The sequence below is a fragment of the Ectopseudomonas toyotomiensis genome, from assembly GCF_900115695.1.
Taxonomy (GTDB): Bacteria; Pseudomonadota; Gammaproteobacteria; order Pseudomonadales; family Pseudomonadaceae; genus Aquipseudomonas; species Aquipseudomonas toyotomiensis.
This window is the reverse complement of record NZ_FOXK01000009.1, coordinates 275,617-296,245: the sequence shown is the minus strand read 5'-3', so window position 1 is coordinate 296,245 and position 20,629 is coordinate 275,617. Positions and strand designations below refer to the sequence as shown.

Annotated in this window: 29 protein-coding genes and 1 other RNA gene; 28 read left to right on the top strand and 2 right to left on the bottom strand. The window is 63.6% G+C overall.

The features are described 5' to 3' along the window. From BM186_RS26675 to BM186_RS19445, 24 genes are all read left to right on the top strand, one after another. Positions 1-282: DUF7168 domain-containing protein (locus BM186_RS26675; RefSeq protein WP_455550118.1), on the top strand; the 282-nt coding region annotated here is incomplete at its 5' end. Then, positions 281-352: hammerhead ribozyme type II (locus BM186_RS19555), an RNA gene on the top strand. The genes BM186_RS26675 and BM186_RS19555, both read left to right, overlap by 2 nt. Next, positions 353-643, top strand: coding sequence for a hypothetical protein (locus BM186_RS19550; protein WP_074917603.1), 291 nt, complete (start codon positions 353-355; stop codon positions 641-643). After that, positions 640-1,038 carry a gp16 family protein gene (locus BM186_RS19545; protein ID WP_074917600.1) on the top strand — a complete coding sequence of 133 codons (399 nt, stop codon included), beginning with the start codon at positions 640-642 and terminating at the stop codon, positions 1,036-1,038. Before BM186_RS19550 ends, BM186_RS19545 begins: the two co-directional genes overlap by 4 nt. Then, complete coding sequence (locus tag BM186_RS19540; protein WP_074917598.1) at positions 1,035-1,475, top strand: Mor transcription activator family protein; 441 nt, start codon at positions 1,035-1,037, stop codon at positions 1,473-1,475. Before BM186_RS19545 ends, BM186_RS19540 begins: the two co-directional genes overlap by 4 nt. Before the next feature lie 54 nt (positions 1,476-1,529). Beyond that, entirely contained in the window at positions 1,530-1,865 is a 336-nt protein-coding gene (locus BM186_RS19535; RefSeq protein WP_074917595.1) for a hypothetical protein, read from the top strand. After that, entirely contained in the window at positions 1,862-2,317 is a 456-nt protein-coding gene (locus BM186_RS19530; RefSeq protein ID WP_074917591.1) for a lysozyme, read from the top strand. The genes BM186_RS19535 and BM186_RS19530 overlap by 4 nt, the downstream gene beginning before the upstream one ends. Beyond that, positions 2,314-2,931 (top strand): hypothetical protein, encoded by a 618-nt coding sequence (locus BM186_RS26670; RefSeq protein WP_083431629.1) that lies wholly within the window; start codon positions 2,314-2,316, stop codon positions 2,929-2,931. Before BM186_RS19530 ends, BM186_RS26670 begins: the two co-directional genes overlap by 4 nt. After that, positions 2,931-3,245, top strand: a complete 315-nt coding sequence (locus tag BM186_RS19520; RefSeq protein ID WP_074917585.1) for a hypothetical protein — start codon at positions 2,931-2,933, stop codon at positions 3,243-3,245. The genes BM186_RS26670 and BM186_RS19520 overlap by 1 nt, the downstream gene beginning before the upstream one ends. Continuing rightward, complete coding sequence (locus BM186_RS19515) at positions 3,242-3,544, top strand: hypothetical protein (protein WP_074917583.1); 303 nt, start codon at positions 3,242-3,244, stop codon at positions 3,542-3,544. The genes BM186_RS19520 and BM186_RS19515 overlap by 4 nt, the downstream gene beginning before the upstream one ends. A 4-nt stretch (positions 3,545-3,548) precedes the next feature. Further along, positions 3,549-4,061 (top strand): DUF3486 family protein, encoded by a 513-nt coding sequence (locus BM186_RS19510; RefSeq protein ID WP_074917580.1) that lies wholly within the window; start codon positions 3,549-3,551, stop codon positions 4,059-4,061. Then, positions 4,058-5,632 (top strand): hypothetical protein, encoded by a 1,575-nt coding sequence (locus BM186_RS19505; RefSeq protein WP_241519903.1) that lies wholly within the window; start codon positions 4,058-4,060, stop codon positions 5,630-5,632. The genes BM186_RS19510 and BM186_RS19505 overlap by 4 nt, the downstream gene beginning before the upstream one ends. After that, a complete protein-coding gene (locus BM186_RS19500; protein ID WP_074917577.1) occupies positions 5,632-7,206 on the top strand; it encodes a DUF935 domain-containing protein in 1,575 nt (524 codons plus the stop codon). The genes BM186_RS19505 and BM186_RS19500 overlap by 1 nt, the downstream gene beginning before the upstream one ends. Further along, on the top strand, positions 7,203-7,994 hold the full coding sequence (locus BM186_RS19495; RefSeq protein WP_074917574.1) for a phage head morphogenesis protein: 792 nt from the start codon (positions 7,203-7,205) through the stop codon (positions 7,992-7,994). Before BM186_RS19500 ends, BM186_RS19495 begins: the two co-directional genes overlap by 4 nt. Before the next feature lie 182 nt (positions 7,995-8,176). Beyond that, a complete protein-coding gene (locus BM186_RS19490) occupies positions 8,177-9,169 on the top strand; it encodes a hypothetical protein (protein WP_074917572.1) in 993 nt (330 codons plus the stop codon). 66 nt (positions 9,170-9,235) lie between these two features. After that, positions 9,236-10,234: a phage protease gene (locus tag BM186_RS19485; protein ID WP_074917569.1), complete on the top strand. Its 999-nt coding sequence runs from the start codon at positions 9,236-9,238 to the stop codon at positions 10,232-10,234. A 1-nt stretch (position 10,235) separates the two neighbouring features. Beyond that, complete coding sequence (locus tag BM186_RS19480; protein ID WP_074917566.1) at positions 10,236-11,153, top strand: Mu-like prophage major head subunit gpT family protein; 918 nt, start codon at positions 10,236-10,238, stop codon at positions 11,151-11,153. A gap of 12 nt (positions 11,154-11,165) precedes the next feature. Further along, on the top strand, positions 11,166-11,618 hold the full coding sequence (locus BM186_RS19475) for an HI1506-related protein (protein WP_074917563.1): 453 nt from the start codon (positions 11,166-11,168) through the stop codon (positions 11,616-11,618). Positions 11,619-11,620: 2 nt separating this feature from the next. Next, the gene (locus BM186_RS19470) at positions 11,621-12,031 is read left to right on the top strand and encodes a gp436 family protein (protein ID WP_074917559.1); all 411 of its coding nucleotides are present in this window, start codon (positions 11,621-11,623) and stop codon (positions 12,029-12,031) included. Then, entirely contained in the window at positions 12,028-12,471 is a 444-nt protein-coding gene (locus BM186_RS19465) for a phage virion morphogenesis protein (RefSeq protein WP_074917557.1), read from the top strand. Before BM186_RS19470 ends, BM186_RS19465 begins: the two co-directional genes overlap by 4 nt. Continuing rightward, positions 12,464-12,931, top strand: coding sequence for a hypothetical protein (locus BM186_RS19460; RefSeq protein WP_074917553.1), 468 nt, complete (start codon positions 12,464-12,466; stop codon positions 12,929-12,931). The genes BM186_RS19465 and BM186_RS19460 overlap by 8 nt, the downstream gene beginning before the upstream one ends. 8 nt (positions 12,932-12,939) lie before the next feature. Continuing rightward, positions 12,940-13,131 carry a hypothetical protein gene (locus BM186_RS19455; RefSeq protein WP_074917548.1) on the top strand — a complete coding sequence of 64 codons (192 nt, stop codon included), beginning with the start codon at positions 12,940-12,942 and terminating at the stop codon, positions 13,129-13,131. Positions 13,132-13,133: 2 nt separating this feature from the next. After that, positions 13,134-13,871, top strand: a complete 738-nt coding sequence (locus BM186_RS19450; RefSeq protein WP_074917544.1) for a phage tail tube protein — start codon at positions 13,134-13,136, stop codon at positions 13,869-13,871. Between the two features lie 48 nt (positions 13,872-13,919). Further along, complete coding sequence (locus BM186_RS19445; RefSeq protein WP_074917540.1) at positions 13,920-14,267, top strand: hypothetical protein; 348 nt, start codon at positions 13,920-13,922, stop codon at positions 14,265-14,267. 69 nt (positions 14,268-14,336) lie between these two features. On the opposite strand, the gene BM186_RS26665 is transcribed toward BM186_RS19445, so the two are convergent. After that, a complete protein-coding gene (locus BM186_RS26665; RefSeq protein ID WP_158234287.1) occupies positions 14,337-14,492 on the bottom strand; it encodes a hypothetical protein in 156 nt (51 codons plus the stop codon). Positions 14,493-14,496: 4 nt separating this feature from the next. After that, a complete protein-coding gene (locus tag BM186_RS26660; RefSeq protein WP_158234286.1) occupies positions 14,497-14,652 on the bottom strand; it encodes a hypothetical protein in 156 nt (51 codons plus the stop codon). Here BM186_RS26660 and BM186_RS19440 point away from each other — a divergent pair. The 4 genes from BM186_RS19440 to BM186_RS19425 are packed head-to-tail and all read left to right on the top strand — an operon-like array spanning position 14,651 to position 20,596. After that, positions 14,651-17,932 carry a phage tail tape measure protein gene (locus tag BM186_RS19440; RefSeq protein WP_074917537.1) on the top strand — a complete coding sequence of 1,094 codons (3,282 nt, stop codon included), beginning with the start codon at positions 14,651-14,653 and terminating at the stop codon, positions 17,930-17,932. The two genes, BM186_RS26660 and BM186_RS19440, sit on opposite strands and share 2 nt — an antisense overlap. Further along, positions 17,929-18,444, top strand: coding sequence for a hypothetical protein (locus tag BM186_RS19435; protein ID WP_074917534.1), 516 nt, complete (start codon positions 17,929-17,931; stop codon positions 18,442-18,444). Before BM186_RS19440 ends, BM186_RS19435 begins: the two co-directional genes overlap by 4 nt. Next, on the top strand, positions 18,444-20,255 hold the full coding sequence (locus tag BM186_RS19430; RefSeq protein ID WP_099481842.1) for a hypothetical protein: 1,812 nt from the start codon (positions 18,444-18,446) through the stop codon (positions 20,253-20,255). Before BM186_RS19435 ends, BM186_RS19430 begins: the two co-directional genes overlap by 1 nt. Next, entirely contained in the window at positions 20,255-20,596 is a 342-nt protein-coding gene (locus tag BM186_RS19425; protein WP_074917531.1) for a hypothetical protein, read from the top strand. The genes BM186_RS19430 and BM186_RS19425 overlap by 1 nt, the downstream gene beginning before the upstream one ends. Positions 20,597-20,629 lie beyond the last annotated feature (33 nt).

Here is a 20,629-nt window from a genome sequence, read left to right as displayed (position 1 = left end):
GCCAACAAGACCAAGCGGGCCGACCAGTTCTGCGACGGCTGGGTGTGGGCTGTGCGCAAAGAGGTGCTGCAGTTCGCAGGCGCCGCGCCATCAGCTGCGACCGAGGCTTACATGCTCAAGCACCACCCCGAGTTGATCACCGGCAAGCCTATCGACCGCAACAGCAGCACCAAGGATTTGAGTCAGCGGGCTATTAGCGATGCTACAGCAGGCATCAGGGCAGCCAGCGGCGTGCGACTCAATCACGGCGTAGCTGGCCAAGAACAACTGGCCCTGACCTAAGCGAAACCTAGCCCCGCTAGGGGCGAAGGTCTGCCGGGCGTGGTAGCCCGGTACTGATGAGCAGCCACACATGAGCACGAGAAAGAAGAAGCCCAGAACTGCGAAAGTCCGCGCCCAGGATACGGCCCGGCAGCGCCGCAAACGCGAGCGTGATGCCCAGCATCGTGCGGACGTTGGCGCCGAGACGTTCAAGTGGGAGACGTACGCCGGCACCCGCGACGACATGGAGTGCATCCGCCTGGCCGGAGGCTTCGAGCAGGTCGAGGAAGGCTTGACCTTGGCCGTGCGCTACGTGGCCAACATGGCCCGCCGCGACCCTGCTGCCCTGCGCGCGGCACTCGACCCGAGGAACCTTGTATGAGCACAGGCAAGACGAAAATTCAGATCGCCCGCCGCCAGCTCGGCCTGGACGATGACACCTACCGCGCGATTCTCAAACGCACGGTCGGCGTCGAGTCGTCCAAAGACCTGACGCCACGCCAAGTCGGGCGCGTCCTGGTCGAGCTGGAGCGCCTGGGCTTCAAGCCCAAGGCGTCGACCGGGCGCGCCAAGCCCAAGCCTGCAGCCGAGCGGGCCAAGCTGGTCGGCAAGATCGAGGCGCAATTGGCCGAGGCCGGGCGCCCCTGGGACTATGCCGATGCCCTGGCCGAGCGCATGTACCAGGTCGAGCGCCTGGAGTGGTGCGACGGCGAGCAACTGCGCGGCATCATCACTGCGCTGGCCCTGGACGCAAAGCGTCACGGGCGGACGCTATGAAACTGGAACAGGCCCGCGCGCTACTGCCGCCGACCGTGCAACGCATTGCCGAGGTCGTCGGCCTGCCTGCAACGATGAAGCTTGTAGCCGAGCTGGGCGGCACGTCCTGGTTCTTTGCTCAGGGCGTTGGCCGCAATGGCCAGGCCCGCGTGGCAGCACTGGCCGAGATCGTTGGCGAGGAAGCGGCCGAGAAGCTCGGGCGCTATGCCAGCGAGCGCGAGACGATCTACATACCCAAGTGCGATGCCGCATTGATCGCGCTGCGCGATGCCGAGATTCATCGCCAGTTTGAACAAGCGACGCGCGAGGGTGTCAGTGCAAATACCGTTGTTAATGAGCTGGCCCGCACCTACCAGCTCAGCGACCGCCATATCTGGCGCATTCTCAAGCGCCTGCCCGAGCTAGCAGTCCCGTCAACGCCCGACCTGTTCAACTGAGTTACTGACACCCGTTCCTTAATCCCGCCCCCTCATGCCGCCGACCATAGCGGCATGAACACTCTAGACCCCAGCACTCTCACCAGCCCCCACGCATACGCTGCCGCCGTACTTGCCGAGCCGTCGCTCGATGGGCGCCAGTGGCTGATGGGACGTTGCCCGGCAGACTGGCGCGCTCTAGTTGAAGAGCACGTAAATAGCGCCTGGTCTAAGGTAGCCGCCTACCGCCGCCACCGAGCTGGCCGGGAAGAACAGGCGCGCGAGAAGCCGACGGCCGCACAGCGCCGCGATGCCTCTCCGAAGCCACGGCGCGTGACCAAATCCGCCCCTGAGGTCGGCAATGCGGCCATCGCCAAGCTACGCGCCGTTGTCGGCAAGGGGGCTGCATGAGCCTGAAAGCGCGCGTCATCGGTGGCGCCATGGCCATTGCGCTGCCGCTGGTGGGTTACTACGAGGGGCGCAACCTGGCTGCCTACCTCGACCCCGTAGGCATCCCCACCATCTGTTATGGCAGCACAGCCGGGGTAACGCTGGGCCAGACCCGCACTGCCGCCGAGTGCGATGCTTTGCTGGCCGCCGAACTCGGTGAGGCCATCGCAGCAGTTGACCGCCTGAGCCGCAATCCACAGCCAGACACCCGCCGTGCCGCCCTCGGGTCGTTCGTCTACAACGTCGGCGCCGGAGCCTTCGAGCGCTCGACCCTGCTGCGCAAGCTCAATGCTGGCGACGTGGCTGGAGCCTGCGCGGAGCTGAGCCGTTGGGTGTATGCCAAGGGTCGCCAGCTTGGCGGCCTAGTCAAGCGCCGGGCGGCTGAGCGCGAACTGTGCGAGGTGGGCCTATGACCTGGCTGGCCACGCGTCCATTGCTATCCGTGTTGTTCTTCGCCGCCCTGAGTCTGGCCATCAATTACATCGCCTACCGCCACGGCTACGACTCTGCCCAAACCAAGGGCGCCCTAGCCCTGGAGAAGCTACGCGGCGAGTACCAGGAACAGGAGCTGGCTCGCGCCCGCGCTGCCGAAGCAAGTGCCAAAGCCGCCGCAAAACGCCTGCAGGAAGAGCAGGCCCGCAACGACAAACTCGCGTCAGACCTGGCCGAGCAACAACGCCAACACCGCCAAACCACCGACCGACTCTCTGGGGAGATTGCCCGTGTCAATGACCTTTACCGGGAGGCGCTCGACGCGCCGCCTAAGCCTCTGCCTGCTTGCGTGTTCACTGCTGGCTTTGTCCGCGTGTGGGACGAATCCACCGGAGCCAGAGCCCCAGCTGCTTTGCCCGCCGCCGCAGATCCCGAGCGAGCTGCTGCGCAAGTCGCCCAAGCCCGAGCCGCTGAGCAGCTCGACTCAGGCATCAGCCAGGCCGCTCTCCTGGGACATCACATCCAGTACGCCGAGCAGTGCCGCAACACAGCGGCGCAGCTGGACGCTCTGATCGACGCCGTGGAGGGCAACTGATGGTGATGGATTTTACGCAGGCCGTGACCTGGGCCATCACGCTGCTAGGCATTTTCAGCTCGCTGGTATTCGGCCTGGTCAAGCTGCTGCTGAGCCAGATGGAGAAGCGCCTGGGTGAGCGCTTCGCCTCGCAGGAAAAAGAGATTGCCAAGCTGGCTGAGCTGGAGCGCGACTTCCTGCGCTTCCAGGCCGAACTGCCCCTGCATTACGTCCACCGCCAGGACTACGTGCGCAACCAAACAGTGATCGAAGCCAAGCTGGACGGGCTACGGGACAAACTTGAAGTCGTCCAGATGAAAGGAGCCAAACAATGATCGATGCCGCCAAGATTCGCCGTGAGTCGATGCGCTGGTACATCCTGCTCACCCTCAACAACGCACGCCCGGTAGACCCGCATGAAGCGTTGGTGCTCTCCACCATCCAGGGCATTTACAGCGATGCGACCCAGCACGAAGTACGCCGCGAGCTGGACTACCTCAAAGACCGTAGCTTGGTGACCATCGACAAACAGCCAAGCGGCGTCTGGGTTACAGGCCTGACCCACTACGGCGTAGACATCGCTGAGTACACCATCGAGTGCAATCCGGGCATCGCCCGGCCGGCGCGAGGGTGAACCTATGCCACCGCGTAGCAAGGTCGGCCAGCTACCGGCCGAGGTAAAAGCCTGGCTTGACCAGGCGCTGATCGAGAACAACTTCTCGGGCTATGAGCTGCTCTCGGCCGAGCTGGCCGAGCGCGGCTACAGCATTGGCAAGTCGGCGCTGCACGCCTATGGCCAGAACTTCGAGGGGCGCTTGTCTGCGCTCAAGATGGCCAGCGAGCAGGCCCGCGCGGTTGTAGCCGCCGCACCGGATGAAGAAGGCGCAGTAAACGAAGCGCTCATGCGCCTGGTGCAGGAACATCTGTTCAAGCTGCTGCTGGCCGAGGATGGCCAGTTCGACCTACCCAAGGTGGCAAAGGCAGTGGCCGAGCTGGGCCGAGCCTCTGTCGTGCAGAAGAAGTGGCAGAGCGAGGTGCGGGCAAAGGCCCAGGCTGCCGCTGAGCAGGTCGAAAAGATCGCCAAGAAAGGCGGCCTCAATGCCGAAACTGTCGAGGCGATCCGCCGAGAAATTCTCGGGGTGGCATCGTGAGTGCCAACATCGAGCACAAGCTATCGCCACTGCATGAGGCCGTTTCGGGCGGCCGGGTGCCCGGCGTGCCAGTCGTCCTGCTCCCGTATCAGCAGCGCTGGGTCAAGTTGCGGGCGCCCCTCAAGGTTGGCGAGAAAAGCCGCCGTATCGGCCTGACCTGGGCGGAGGCATCCGACAACGTGTTGGTCGCGGCCAGCTCCACGGTGGCCGGGGGCATGAACGTCTATTACCTGGGCTACAACCAGGACATGACTGTTGAATACATCCAGGCCTGCGCCATGTGGGCGCGTGCGTTCAACTATGCGGCGGGCGAGATCGAGGAAGCTATCTGGCACGACGAGGACGCAGATAAGAACATCAAGACCTACACCATCACGTTCCCCTCGGGCTATCGCATTGTTGCCCTGACCAGTCGGCCAAGCAACTTGCGGGGCCGCCAGGGCGTGGTAGTGATCGACGAGGCGGCGTTCCACTCCGACCTGGCGGAACTGCTCAAGGCTGCACTGGCGCTGCTCATCTGGGGCGGTGAGGTGCATGTGATCAGTACCCACAACGGCACCGACAATCCGTTCAACGAGCTGATTGATGAGATACGGGCCGGTAAGCGCAAGGGGGCGCTGTTCCGTTGCACCTTCAAAGAGGCAGTGGCCGATGGCTTGTACAAGCGCGTCTGCCTGCGCAAAGGCATCCCTTGGGACGAGGCCGAAGAGCTGGAGTGGGTAAAGGACGTTTACAGCTACTACAGCGACGCTGCCGACGAGGAACTGGACTGCGTACCAAGCCAGGGCGGTGGCACCTTCCTAAGTCTTGCGATCCTGGAAGCTCGGAGCCGTTCCAGCGTGCCGGTGCTGCGGCTCTCTTACCCTGTTGGGTATGAAGTCATCGCCGAGCCCTTACGGCTGGTTGATAGCCTGGCCTGGTGCGAGCGTGAATTAGCACCGCTTTTGGCACAACTGCCGGCCGGTGCCTGGAGTTTCTACGGTATGGACTTCGCCCGTAGCGGCGACCTTTCTGTGATCGTGCCATTGCTCCAGGAGCAGGACAGCCGCAAGCGACCGCCCTTCATGGTCGAGCTGCGAAACGTCCCTTTCAAGCAACAAGAGCAGATCCTGTTCTACATCGTCGACCGCCTGCCTAACTTCATGGCCGGAGCCAACGACGCGCGGGGCAATGGCCAGGCGCTGGCCGAGGCGGCGGCCGTGCAGTACGGCCACAACCGCATCAGCCAGGTAATGCTTACCGAGGGTTGGTATCGAGACAACATGCCCGGCCTCAAGGCTGACCTCGATGACGGAACGCTGTACGACCTGCCATCGGATCGTGACGTGATAGCCGACCTGCGCGCATTCCGCATGGTCAAGGGCGTGGCCCGAATCCCCGAGTCCAGGACAAACGAAAAAGGCGCGGCGCAGCGCCACGGCGACGCCGGTATTGCCATCGCCCTGGCCCGCTTCGCCAGCCGCATGGACATCGAGCAGTACGGCTATGAGGCCGTGCGCTCCAGCAATAGCAATTCATTCGATGATGACGACACGTTCAGCGGTGGCCGCAACGTGGGAGGTGTGTGGTAATGGCTGAATCCGTGATCGTGGACGCCCAGGGCCGGCCGATTCACAAAACCGAGCTGCTCCAGGAGCTGGTGCAAGCCAGCACTACGGGCGTCTATCAAGCCTGGACGGTCGAGTCTGTCTCCGCCACCCTCGACCCGGCGCGCCTGCGCTCGATCCTCAATGCCGCCGCCCAGGGCGACCATTACTCCTACCTGACCCTGGCCGAGGAAATGGAGGAGAAAGACCCGCACTATGCCGCCGTGCTGGGCACGCGCAAGCGGGCCGTCTCCGGGTTGCCGGTCGTTGTCGAGGCCGCGAGCGAGGACGAGCACGACGAGCAGTTGGCGGACGTTGTGCGCGAACTGGTCGAGGCGCCCGAGTTCAGCGACATGCTCGATGACCTGCTCGATGCCATCGGCAAGGGCTTCTCGGTGGCCGAGCCTATCTGGCAACTGATCGGCGGCCAGTTCTGGCCAACCCGCTATGAGCACCGCGACCCGCGCTGGTTCCAGTTCGACAAGGTCACCGGCCAGCGCCTGCAACTGCGCAGCGAGGGCGGTGATGGGCTGGAGATTCCGCCTGGCAAGCTGATCGTCCATAAACCGCGCTTGAAGTCAGGCCTGCCGATCCGTGGCGGCGTCGCGCGCCTGGTGGCCGTGTCGTTCATGTGCAAGGCGTTCGGCCTCAAGGACTGGATGCGCTTTGCCGAGCTATACGGCATGCCGCTGCGCATTGGTCGTTATGGGCCGGGTGCCAAGTCTGACGATATCGCCGTACTACGCCGCGCCGTGGCCCAGCTCGCTGCCGATGCCGCAGCCGTGATGCCGGAAGGCATGAAGATCGAGTTCCAGGAAATCGCCAACGCAGCAGGCGGTGCCGAGCTGTTCGAGCGCATGGCCGAATGGCTGGACAAGCAGATCAGCAAGGGCGTGCTTGGCCAGACCATGACCACCGATGATGGGTCTAGCCAGAGCCAGGCCAACGTGCATAACGAAGTGCGCATGGACATTCTGCGCGCCGATGCCAAGCAGTTGGCCGCGACCCTGAACCGCGACCTGGTGCAAACCTTTATCGACCTTAACTACGGCCCGCAGGATCGCTACCCGCGCATCGTCCTGCAGGTGACCGAGGCCGAGGACTTGAAGGCGCTGGCCGATGCCCTGGGGCCATTCATTGACCGAGGGCTGCCGGTAGAGGCTTCGGCCATCCTGGACAAGTTCGGCCTGTCTGCGCCCCAGTCTGGCGCCCAGGTGCTGCGCCCGCAGCATTCCATGCAGCCGCTGGCCTTGAACCATCAGCAAACACCTTGCGCCTGTCCGGCCTGCGGTAAGCACAAGGCGCTCAACGCTGAGCAGCAGCCGACGCGTGACGAGCTGGACGAACTGGTGGCCGACGAGCTTGGCGACTGGGTGCCGGTGATGAAACCCGTGCTCGATCCCGTGCAAGCCTTGGCGCAAAAGGTTGAAACCTTCGACGAGTTCCGCGCCGGCCTGGCCGGCCTGCTCGACCAGATGGACGACAGCGCCCTGATCGAGCGCCTGGCCCTGGCCACGTTCAAGGCCCGCGCCAAGGGCGACGTGAGCGACCAGCTATGACCGGGCCAACCCGTGAGCCGCTGCCCGTCCCTGTGCCAAAGGAAGCGCTCGACTACCTGCGCGCCAAGGGCTACCGGGTGGGCTTCGATCACCGTGACGTGTTCCAGGAAGAGCACGCCACGGCATGGACGGTGGCCAAGGCCATGCGCCTGGACATCCTGGAGGCGATCCGCGCAGCAGTGGACGAGGCCATCGAGGGTGGCCAGGCCTTCGCAGAGTTCAAGCGCGACCTGCAGCCGCTCCTGGAGAAGCTCGGTTGGTGGGGCCGTGGCGAACTGCTTGACCCGCTGACCGGGGAAACGAGCGAGGTGCAGTTGGGCAGCCCGCGACGGCTGAAGACCATCTATGACGTGAACCTGCGCCAGGCCCATGCGGCCGGCCAGTGGGAGCGCATCGAGCGCACGACCAGGACGCACCCTTACTTGCTGTACTCCCTCGGCCCGAGCCGAGAGCACCGCCCCGAGCATGTGGGCTGGGCCGGCATCCTGCTGCGCGCCGATGACCCGTGGTGGGAGACGCACTTCCCGCCAAACGGGTGGGGCTGCAAATGCTGGGTTCGCCAGGTGAGCCGCCGCGAGGCCGAGCGCCTGCAGGCGTCCGGTAGCTACGCCACTACAGCGCCAGACCTGGGCATGCAGGAATACGTCAACCAGCGGACGGGCCAGGTCGTCAGCGTGCCGAAAGGCGTAGAGCCTGGCTGGGCGTACAACCCCGGCAAGGTGTCCCGGCTGGCCAGGGCGCAGCAGCTCCTGGAAGAGAAAGAGGCCGCAGTATCGGCCGAAAGCTGACCCCGCCAAAACGGCCCGCCACGCAACGAGCGGCGGTCAATGGCTACCACGGCTAGGGGTGAGGCTCGAAAACAGTTTCTAACGCCGGTCTAACGCGGCCTGCGTGGCTGCCTAATGGCTATTTGACTGCAAATCGGTGAGGATTAACGATCTGTAGTGCCCGAATAGACCAGGGAGGCCCGATGGCTGCTGTTGAGAAAATAACGATCAAGAACGAACAGGAAGCATGGACAGCGCTGCAGCAGGCGCTTGCCGGTGAGATTAGCGAGACTGCTCAGATCAGCTTTGAAGGCTGGCCAGTCTTTCGGCTGACCATCAAGGGGGAGGACTTCAACGGCACCGTGCCTACCAGGGTGATGCCCCCCATCCTTGAGCTACAGAAGGAGATCTATCGCATCTACTGTCGGGCCAAATACCAGACAGAGGATACGAGAGCGCTGAAACAAGATGATCGTGACCAATTGGAATTGGTTGTGGTCATTGAGAAAGGCAGCACCGAATTCATCACTGAATTGGGCAAGGCTTTGAACGAGATCGTGAAGAGTTCAAAAATGGACGGCAAACAGGTACTCATCCTGCTGGTTTCCGTTGGGGCCATGCTGACAACGTCTGTCGGCTGGAAGGATTGGCTGCAGACGAAAGAGCGACTGCATGGTGAGGAAACCACTGTCACGCTCTCCCAAGAAGAAACCAAACGCTTGGAGATGGTGACCAAAGCACTGACACAGCAGCCAGAGCTGAAAAAGACTCATGAGGCGTTGGATGACTTCAAGAGTGATTTATCCAAACGCTTGAAGGCTGAGGACAACATCAAAATCGCAGATCAATCCATCATTACTGGCGCGCGCGCCGCTGAGATCGTGCCGACCCCACGCGTCCAGGCCAAAGAAATTCGCCTTGATGGCGAGTTTGAAATCAACGAGGTCAAGTTCCCCAAAGTGTTCGGCGGCACCTATCGCTTTGCTGTAACCAGAACTGCTGACGGCCGGCAGCTCATGGTCGACGCGGCTCCTGGAGTGCTTTCAGAGCAGCAGATCAGCATCCTCAAGGACGGGGCGTTCGGTATCAAGCATGTGATCATGGAGATCAATGCTCGTGAGGGGCGCTCAGGTATCACCGGAGCGAACTTAGTCTCGATTAGTTGGCCAAAAGCCGACAGTAACGATGACGACTGAAAGCCTGTGCAGTTACTGACACCCGTCCCCTAATCCCGCCCCCCTCATGCCGCCGACCATGGCGGCATGAACACTCAAACCGCCGCACTCAATCGCACCACCTCCACAGCCCTCTGTTTCGAGCTGAGCGCCGACGTGCCCGAGTGGGTCGAGGTGCTGCCGCCTGGCCCGACAGTGACCGGCCGCGATGGCCGCACCTGGTCGTATGACCCGGCCCAGGTGCTGGCAGCCACCAAGGCGCACACCGCAGGCGCTGACCTGCCGTTTGATTACGTACACGCCACCGAGCTGAAAGCCCCGCAAGGCGAAGACGCCCCGGCATCCGGCTGGGCGCGTGAGTACCGCATCAACGAGCGCGGCGCCATTGAGGCCCGCGTGGAGTGGACTGCCAAGGCCCGCAATGCCATCGCCGAGCGCGAGTACCGCTACATCTCGCCGGTCTTCACCTACGACGACACCGGCCGCATCCACCGCTTTAGCAGCTTTGGCCTGGTCAACAAGCCGAACTTGCTGACCAAGGCGCTCAACGCCGAACAACCCACCACGGAGAACATCCCGATGCTCGCAGCAGCCATCCGGGCAGCCCTGGGCTTGCCTGAAACCGCGACGGAAGAGGACGCCGTCGCTGCCATCAACGCGCTGACGGCGGCCAAGGAAAAGGCTGCCCTCAACTCCGAGGGCGTGCCTTCACTGAATCTGTACGTGCCGCGCCTCGATTACAACGCCCTGGAGCAGCGCGCCCTCAACGCCGAACAGCAGCTCAAGCAGCGCGACAAGGCCGAGCATGACAAGGCCATCAACACCGAAATCGACGCGGCCCTCAACGCCGGGAAGATCACCCCGGCCACCAAGGGCTACCACCTGGCGGCCTGTCAGGAGGAAGGCGGCCTGGAACGCTTCCGCGAGTTCGTCAAAGCGGCGCCCTCGGTGACGGCTACGGTCGTGCCCGAAGGCAAGGTGGACGAGCAGAACAAAACCGCGCTCAACGCCGAGCAGCAGCAAGCCGCGCGGATGTTCGGCATGAGCGACGACCAATACCGCAAACACATCAGCGAGGCTCAATAACATGGCAGTGTCCATTACCCCCGCGTTGCTGGCCGCGCTGTTCGCCGGCTACCGCGCCGAGTACCAGAAGGCGCTGGCAGCCGCCCAGCAAACGACCCAGTGGGCCAAGGTGGCCACCCTGGTGCCCAGTTCCACCAGCGAGAACATCTACCCGTGGCTGGGCCAGTTCCCGACCCTGCGCGAGTGGATCGGTGCCCGCGTACTCAAGGACATGGCGGCGCACGGCTACGCCATCAAAAACCGCAAGTTCGAGGGCACCGTCACCATCGAGCGCGACAAGGTCGAGGACGACCTGGCTGGCGTGTTCATGCCGATGTTCACCGAGATGGGCCGCGCCGCTGCGTACCACCCCGAGTCGCTGGTTTTCGAGCTGCTCAAGGCAGGCTTTACCACCGCCTGCTACGACGGCCAGAACTTCTTCGACGAAGAACACCCGGTCTACGAGAACACCGATGGCACTGGCGCCGTGACCTCGGTCAGCAATATGGACGTGCCAGCCGCTGACCCCGGCCCGGCCTGGTTCCTGCTGGACACCACGCGCGCGATCAAGCCGCTGATCTTCCAGGAACGCACCAAGCCCGAGATCACCAGCAAGACCGATCCCAACAACAGCGACCATGTGTTCAACCATGACGTTTACGTGCATGGCGTGCGCTACCGCTGCAACGCCGGCTTTGGCTTCTGGCAGATGGCCTACGCCTCTCAGCAACCGCTGACTGGCGATAACTACGGCAAAGCCCGCGCTGCCATGCAGGGCTTCACCGCTGATGGCGGCCGCCCGATGAAGATCAAGCCGACGCTCCTGGTCGTGCCGCCGCAACTGGAAGCGCAGGCACGCAAGCTCTTGGTCAAGGACGAGAACGGTGGCAACGAATGGGCCGGCACGGCCGAGCTGTTCGTATGCGACGAGCTGGTCTAAGGGGGCGCCGCCATGATCGTTCGTATCAAGTCAAAACGGGACGGCTACCGGCGCTGTGGCATCAGCCACCCCCGGCTTGCCACCGACCACCCGGCCGAGCGCTTCACCGAAAGCATGCTGGCAAAGCTCCAGGCCGACCCGGTGCTTACCGTCGAGCTGATCGATGGCGAACTGCCTGGCCCGGCGCAGCAGAGTGCTGGCCAAGGTGGCGGCTCGGAGCCTGGTGACACTGGCAGCAACACCGCCCAGGAAGGTGCCAAGTCGGCCCCGGCCAAGCCGACCAGGGCAGCGCCGGCCAAGCCGAAGGCAGCCAAGGCCGGTGCCAAACCCGCTGCAAAAGCGCCGGCCAAGCCAGCCGCTAAGCCAGCCGCAAAAGCGGCTGACAAAGCCGAGGCTGACACGCCTGCCGCTCAGGACGAGCAAGCCGGCGAGCAACCGGCCGCGCAGCAGGACGGCGAGGCATAACCATGGCCTACGCGACCCTTGAGGCGCTGATCAAGCAGTACGGCCTGGACGCCGTGCTGCTTGTGGCTGACCGTGACCAGGACGGCGATATCGATGCGGACGTGGTTGAGGACGCATTGACCGCCGCCACGTCCGAAATCGACAGCTATGTGGGCGTGAAACATCGCCTGCCGCTGCCGCAGGTGCCAGACGTGCTGGTGCGGGTCTGTGGCGATATTGCCCTGTACCGCATGTCGTCCGAGGGTGGCCAGCTAACCGAGGACAAACGCCAGCGCTATGAGGATGCCGTCGACTACTTGAAGCGCGTGGCCGCTGGCACCGCATCGCTCGGTCTGGCCACCCCGCCCGAGCAGGAAACCAGCGGTGACGCATGGTTTGAAGCCCAACCCGTGCGCTTCGGGCGGTTGCTGTGAGCGGCGCGGGCATTCGTACCAACCTGCTGGCTGATCCGCGCCTGGTTGGACGCCTGGAGCGCTTGGCCCAGCTCGACACGACGCCGCTGCTGGAGGCTATCGGCGCCGAGGTCGAGAGCCAGACGCGCCGCCGCATTGCCGTCGATAAGACCAGCCCGGCCGGCTTGCCCTGGCCGGAGTGGTCGACCGAATACGCTAAAACGCGGCACAGCGGCCAGAGCCTGCTGCAAGGCGATGGCCACTTGCTGGACAGCATCACGCACCAGGTTGAAGGCGACAGCGCGCTGATCGGCAGCCCGCTGGTCTACGTCGCCACCCACCAGTACGGCGACCCTGAACGTGGCATAGAGCAGCGCGAGCTACTCGGCCTGGAGGGTGAAGACCTGGACGACGTGGTGGGCCTGGTCGAGGACTACCTGGAGGACATCGCAAGTGACTGAGTACACCGCCGACGAGGTGCTGAAAGGCATCAAGGAATGGGCCGAACAGTGCTACCAGCAGGCCGGCCAGAAAGTGGAAGTGGCGCTGCATGGCGGCCGCTTCACCCCGGCCGACCTCAAGCGCTACGCCACCGCCGCTCGCGCCTGCCGCATTGCCCTGGAGGGTTTGCGCTTCGAGGTCACCGGCCGTGGCGAGCTGATCACCACTGGCCAGGTCGTGGTGGTGGTGCTGGCCGGCGACAACGGCAAGAAAGACACCCGCGCCCTCAACGTTCTGCAGGTGGCCGGCGTGCTGCAGGCCGCGTTGCCGGCCAGCCGCTGCGGCCTGGCGCTACAGGACAGCATCAATGCCAAAGACGTGCGCAGCGCCAACCTCTACAACGCCGCGCTCGATGCGGCAGGCACAGCCGGCTGGGTGATCACCTGGCCGGTGAAGTTCCAACACCCACGCGTCCGCTAGGAGGACACATGAGCACTACCGAGACTCCCGCCGAAGCGGGCAAACAGGCCAAGACCGTCAAGGTGAAGATCACCCGCGAGGGGGGCCACCGCCATAAGGGCGAACTGCACGGCAAGGACGCAACTATCAGCGTCTCCGAGCGCGATGCCGAAATCATCGTTGACCGCCTGAAGGTCGGCGAACGTGTGAAGGGGAACTGATCATGGCAGCACCCAAGGTATTCAAGGGCGTAGGCATCGTGCATGCCCGCCGTAACAGTATTACCGCCGCGCTGTTTCGCGACCTCGGTGACGTCGAGACGCTGAAGCTGGCTCACCGCAACAACCAGCAGGTGTGGAAACAGCACCGTAAGCCTGGTGGCGGCAACCTGGCGACCCTGGACACCCCGGACGGCGTGAGCCTCGACGTGCAGATGCAGGAGTGGACGGACGAGAACATGGCCATGGCCCTGCAGGGCAAGGTCGTGGACGTTGCGTCTGAAACCGTCAGCGGCGAAGAAATTGTGCTCGCACCAGGCATGCTCAGCCCGACCGAGTTCCCTGGCGCTGGCAGTGTCGTGCTGACCAAGGCTAGTGACAGCAGCGAAATTCCGCTGGCGGCTGTACGCATCTCCCCGGCCGGTGTCTCTGTGCCCGCTGACAGCACGGTTATTACCGAAGCGACTCCGGCGACCATCGCCTACGTCAGCAAAGCGGCCAAGCGTATCGAACCGCTGGTCGAGGCCGGCGAAGAGTACGAGTTGCTGTTTGACGGCATCAACGAAGCCGAGGGCAACCGCCCTTGCATCGTTCGCGTGTACCGCTGGAAGGCACCTCCCGCCGAAGAGCTGGCACTGATCGATGCCGAAAACCCCGGCAAGCTGCTGGCCAAGGGCGAGGTGCTGGCAAATCCCAACGCCCCGGCCGGCGAGTCGCCGTTCTACAGCATCACCTGGCTGTAACCACCCATAACGCCGGGCCGCAACGGCCCGGCCTTGGAGCCTGCACGCATGAGCATGACCCTGAGCAAAACCATTCAATTGCCCAACCTGGCGGTGACCGTTCGCGAGCTGACCGTGGGCGAGATTCGCGCCTGGATGAAGCGCACCGCCGAGGGCGGGCACGATCCGGTAGACGACACCCTGCTGCAGGAGGTCAGCCTGGCCGACCTGTACGTCATGACCGACCTGCCGGCGGGCCAGGCCGAGAGCCTGACGCCCAGCCAACTGCGCCTGGTGTTCGACGGTTGCCGGGAGGTGAACCCTGATTTTTTCGGCCTACGGGATCGGATCGAAAGCGCCGGGCGCCAGATCCTCGAAAGGCTCTCCAGCGACTTGAGCGAAACGCCAGCGCACTGACCCGGCACGGGCACAGCCAGGTGTGGACGTACCCCTGGGGCACGTTCCTGGCGGCGTTGGAAGAAGCGACTAGCGCGGCCGAGAAGGCGCAAACAGGGCGCTAAGGAACAGCGCCACAAGGCAGATGGCCAGGCCGGCCAGCACGGTGAGCGCCAGAGCCGAGGCGGTGAAGCGCGGAAACATGGCCAGGCAGAGCAGCAGGCCGAGCAGCGGGAAGGCTTTCACAAGATCACCGCTTACGAGGCACGAACCAACTGGCGATGGTGATCGGCACGAAAAGTACCAGCAGCACTACCAGGGCATAGGCCATGCCTTTCAAGAGAAAGGTTGGCGCTAGAACCATCAGTGCCAATACGACCAGGAAGACAATGTGGTGAAGTTTCATGACTGATGTCCGTCTCTCAGTATCCGTCGATGCCGACCAGGGCCGGCGCACTCTGCAGACCTTCCAGGCCGGCTATAAAGCCTTGGTCGACCAGTTGCGCCAGCCGCTGGGACAGATCGGCGCCTTTCGCGACCTGCAGGCAAGCCTAGTCCAGAATGAGGCACAGCTCAATGCAACGCGCCAGCGCGTGCGTGAGCTGCGCGACGAACTGATCCGCACCGAGAAGCCCACCCGCGACCAGCAGAACGCCTACCGCGCAGCAACGACCGAGGCGCGCAACCTGGAGCAGGCCATCGCAGGCCAGAAAGGCCAGCTCGCGCAACTGTCGGCCGCGCTCAAGAATGCGGGCGTCGACACCAACCAACTGAGCAACGAGCAGAAGCGTTTAGCGGCGGATATGGCACAGGCCAGCCGCGCCGCCGACCAGCAGGCGCGTATTGCTGGTGCCCGCGATGCACTGGGCGTTCGCCCGCACCGAGAGATTCGCGGGGAGATCGTCCAACTGCAGCGCCAGTACCAGTTGCTGGCCCGCACCGGGCAACTGACCAGCGCCGAGCTGGCCCAGGCCAAGGTGCGCCTGCGCGAGCGCGTGGCCGAGCTGGAACAAGGCACCAATGGCTGGGCGCAGAGCCTGACCCAGGCCCGCCTGCAGGTGGGCGCTGCTGCAGCCAGCATGGGCGCCATGGTTTATGCCGGTGGCGCGGTGCTCAAGTTCTATGCCCAGTTCGCCCAGCGCATGGGCGAGGTCAACAGCATTACCGATTTGAACCAGGCGCAGTTCCAGGCCCTGAGCACCGACGTGCGCCAGCTCAGCCAGGCCATGGGCAAGGAAGCGGCGCAGTCGGCGGCGGCGCTCTACGACATCCTGTCCTCGGGCGTCAGCCCGGATAACAGCATCCAGACCCTGGAGCTGGCCACCCGCGCCGCCGTGGCCGGCGTAACCGATACCGCCACGGCCGTGCGCGGTGGCCTGGCAGTGGTCAACGCCTACGGCGAGGGCATCGATAACCTCGGCCTGCGCTATGACCAGCTGTTTCTGGCCGTGCGTGACGGTGTCACCACCTTCCCCGAGCTGGCCAGCTACATCGGCGACACCCTGCCCACTGCCAAGGCGGCAGGTGTGGAGTTCTCCGAAGTTGCCGCCGCCATCGCCCTGATGACCAAGGCAGGCATCCGCACGCCGCAAGCCACCACCGCACTCAAAGGGGCCATCAACGCCCTGGCGGCGCCGGGCGAAGCAGCCGCCAAGTCCATGGCCGGGCTGGGTATCGAGTGGCGTGGCCTGACCGCGACGCTGGAGGATATCGCCAGCCGTAACCTGGGCCTGGCGGCGTTACGCGAGATCCTGCCGGATGTGGAAGCACGTACCGCCGTGCTGGCCCTGACGCAGAACATGGCCGGTCTCAAGGCCGAGGTCGAAGCCATGGGCAACGCCAGCGGCGCGCTCGATGCTGCCTATGAAAAGATGGCCGCCACGCCCCAGGCCGAGCTGGATAGATTTAATGCGAGCTGGGGTGAGCTGAAGTTGCAACTGGGCGAAGCCGCCACCGCCTTTCTGCCTTTAGTCCAAGGGGCAACTGAAGCATTGAATGCGTTCAATGCTCTGCCATCTCCGATCAGGAACATAACCGCTGGCCTAATTTTCTTGGTGAGCAGTCTGCTCAGCATGCGTGCGGTAATTCTGGCTTTGCGCAACCCATTCGGCCTATTTCTCGGCCACATGGCCGCCACCCCAGCCGCCGCAGGCGCCGCCGCAACAGGCATGAGCACCGTAGGCACCGCCGCCACCTCGCTGATCCCCAAGCTGCGCACCCTGGCCGACGTGGCCAAGCTGGCCAAGGGCGGCCTGGCCCTGGGCGTGGTGAGCTGGACGGGCGGCAACCTGGCTGAGCTGTATGACCTGTACAAACAGAACCAGGAGTTAACCCAAAGCCAGCGCGATTACGAGCAGGCGCTGCAGGACACCATTACCCGCACGGTGGAATACGCTGACACTGTGGTAATGCCTGCGGCCAGTGTTGCACGCATGACCGAAACGGAGCGCCAGGCCTACGCCGAGCGTCTTCGCCTTGCCGAGGAACACTACCGCAAGCAGTCCGAGCTACTGAGCCGCCAGCACACAGACATCAGCACGGTAAGCCCGGACGCCCTGGCATCGGCGCGCACCGCGCGGCAGTACCGTGAAGCCTTGCAGGGCCTGCAGAACGCCCACGCACAGCGCGAAGCCGCCGAGCGCCGCCATACCGACACCCTGGCCAAGATCAAGGCCGACAACCTGAAATCTATTCAGGACGCGCTGGGTAAGGAAATCCTCGCCTACGACGAGGCCGCCAAGGCGCTGGACGCTTCCAACAAAAAGACCCAGGCGGCTATGAAGGCCCGCGCCGAGCTGGCCAAAGAGTTCGATCAGCTCGTCAAGGATATGCGCGCGCCGACCGACACGGGGCCAGCCACCTTTGGCGACGTTACAGCCGCGCAGGCGGCGGGACGTCAGGCGCTGCAACGTGGTGACACTGAGGAGGCCATTCGCCAAGCCCGCGCTGGCGCCGAGGTGCTGCGTGAGTTGCAGCAGGCCGGAGCCAACACCTATGGCTTTGCTGGTATTGCACAACAGTTGGCAAAGCTAGCCGATGAGGCTGCTCGATTGGATGAAGTGACTGCGGACGTTGAACGGATCGACGCTCAAGGGCGCGTTGACGAAATCAAGGTCCGCATGGATGACCTGCTAGCCCAGGCCGAGGCGTTCAAGCGCATCAATATCGAGTTCACCGGCTTTGAGCAGTCGGCCGAATACCTGGAACAGCAAGCCAAGGCACTGGCCGAACGCCTCAAGCAATACATGGTGATTCCGGTCAATTACGTCGGCACGGACGGCAAGGCGCTGAGCGAGGCGGACAAGAAGGCTGCCGAGGTGCTCGGTACGGAGCCGGTAAAACGTGCAGCCGGAGGCTGGGTCGATGGCCCTGGCAGCCCGACCAGTGACAGCGTGCTGCTGGCTGCCTCGCGCCGCGAGTTCGTGGTAAACGCCTGGGCCGCTCAGCGCCTGGGCGCGGCCAATCTGGAGTACCTCAACAGCACGGGTGATCTGCCACAGCGCGCCGTCAACCTCCCGGATTTCCCCGACTTCCCGCAATCGCTCGACCGTGTAGGCGAGCGTCAGCCCATTAACCTGGCCATGCCTTGGGGCGGCAGCTATGCGCTGGAGGGCGCGCCGAGCGAGGTACGGCGTCTGTCCGATGACCTGCATTATGCGCGTCGCAAGCTCGGGGGCACGCCATGAACCCTCTGGCCCTGGTGCTCGGCGGTGTCGCCATCTCTAAGCACGCTGGAGCGATCCGGCAGAACTACGAACCTATAGGCGGTAGCACGCTTGCCAGGCTCTCGGGCGGTACGGGCGTCAAGCTCACCCACTGGCGCAAGTGGCGCACCACGGCTGCCGGTACGGGCGAGCTAGACCCCGGACTTGACCTGCTCGACTACTCGCAGCACCTGGAGCTGCTGTGCGTCAAACCCCGTGGCATCGAGTCAGCCTCAACCAGTATTGAGCTGCCTCCAGGTATCGCATGGCGTACCGACGAGGCGCCGTGGGCGTTGGCCCAGTTGGGTGACCAATGGATCGAGACCACCCTGGTGATAGGTGAAGGCAACGCCCAGCTTGCGGCGGTAACCGGCGCCGTGCGCTATCGCTTCTGCTACCTGCCGCGCCTGCTGGTTTCTACAGAAGGCCCTGTAAGCGAGTTCGACCAAGCCTCAGGCCGCTACAACTGGTCCCTGGTTGCGGAGCAAGTCTGATGATTGGCGCCGCCCCTCTCGCTTCTCTACCGCTCGCTATGTTCTACGCGCCGTCGAGCGAGGCGCCTGTTCAGGTCGGCCCCAATCCTGAGACCGGCGAGCTACAGATCACATGGCCGACATTGCCCGATAGCGTCATCGTCGAGCCTGTTGGCGAGCAGCCGCAACCCGGCGTCCCTTACAGTTTCCCGCTCGGTTTGGCCTGGCGCTGGCGCCTGCGTGTGCGTATCGATGGCGTTGACCTCAGTCATAGGCTGGTCGGCACGGTGAAGGTTGACCGGGAGGAAGGTGTGGCCGGCTTGGCCGACTTCACCCTGATGCTCGATGGTGTATTCCGTCGCGAGGACTGGTATGGCCGGCCCGTGACCATCGACTACATCAGCGAGAGTCTCGGGGGGCGCCTGATATCGCGGCGATTCACCGGCCGTATCACGCTGCCCAAACTCAACCCGCGTTCGCGCCTGTTGATATGCGAATGCAGTGATGCCCTGCAGCAGCGTGTTGGCGCCATGGAGGTCGCGCAGATCGACGCGCTAGTGGGTGGGTTGTGGTCGGCCGATATCTTCGATGCTGTCGAGGGGCGTAGCCGGTGGGATTACGCCCTGGAGCGCCTCTCCAGCCGCCCGGCCAGCATGGACTGTTCGGCCTTGGGCGACATTCGCATCACTGATTGGCAGCGCGCAGAGACGCCCCATTTTCGCTTTGGTTTTGACACAACGCTCGACGGCAGCGTGAAGGTCGAGCTGGGCGATGTTTCCAAGATGATCAACGTGGTGGAGATCACCTTCACCGTTCGCTTTCCCCGGTTGCATCAGTTGAATAGAGGCTATGGCTGGGTTCATCCAGGGATGGCTGGATTCAGTGGTTTGCAGGGGTTTTGTAGCTATCGCGCTGACACCACCGAGTTGCCAGACAGGGACATGATCCGGGCGGCCGTTGAGAGCAGCGGCCAGACCATGCTGGGGGGGAGCTACACGATGCTGCCGCCCACCGGGGTCTACTGCAACCCGCCGTTGCCGTGGATCAACAAGTTTACAGACTTGGTGCTTGCCGCTTCATTTACAGCTGGCCGACGTTGGAGCCAGAGCGTCACCGAGACGTACACGCTACGACTGGTCCACCAACCCGGTGTCGCGACCTCAGGCGAGAATGTATCGCGGGAGAGCTTCAGTTTTGAAGTTGGCCGCGACCGTGCCAGCGAGTGGGAAAGTGGCGTTTTCTCGGACGGCTCCAGTGGTCATGAGGATGCCCGAGAGGATGAGCGCCGGCTGCTTGCCGGTGCCTGCACCCTACAGCAGGGCCGAGTAAAGCTCTGGCAGGCCAGCCGCACCACAACGCTCATGTTCGAAACGCTGACCAGCATGGCGCTGGGTCTAGACCTGATCCACACCATAGAGCTGGATGATCAGGGCGCGTTCGGCATCGGTAAGTGCCGCCGACTCTATGACACCTTCGACTTGGACAGTGGTATGGCCGCCACCGCTATTGGCGTCGCAATCATGGACGGTGGTGGCGGCAGTAGCGACCTGCTGGTGATGCCTGCTCACTCTACCTCGCCGCCCATTTCTGGCGGTGTGACCGCCTTGTCTACGCAGCTTGGAGGGCGTTCAAACAGCCCACCTTTTGATGAAGAGCGGGACGGCTTCGCGGGTAACTACTCGATGATCGACAACAACGTGGGGCAAGAGCCGTACCCGCGCCGCTTCGCCATTACTGCACCGGAAATCCCCGAAACGCTGCGCGACGAACACAAGGTTTCGATAACCGCTGAATACCAGGTCGCAATTCCCGCTGACCCACTGGAGCTGTGATGACACTCGATATTAGCCAGAAAGTAAGAACAGACCTGCGCGCCGTCGCAGGTAGTGCGAGCAGCCGCAAAGGCGACCTGGAAGCGTTAGAGCCTCGCGGCGCACTGCCGGCCCGCCGTGGGGTCGGAGAGCCACGGCAAGCCGAAGCAGTTGGGGGCGGCGCTGTAGGACCGTTCACCGAAAAGGAGAACAGCCGCGAATACTTCAGCAGGAAGACGCAGTTTTACAGCAGTGAGTTTCTACTGGTAATAGAGGTGCAACCCCTGCAGCGCTTGACGGTGGAGGACGGCAACGGCGACGAGGTGCTGTTCGAATTTAAGGAGCCTCCGACTGATGTTTGATCAACCTATTGCTGACCAAATACCTGGCCGCCT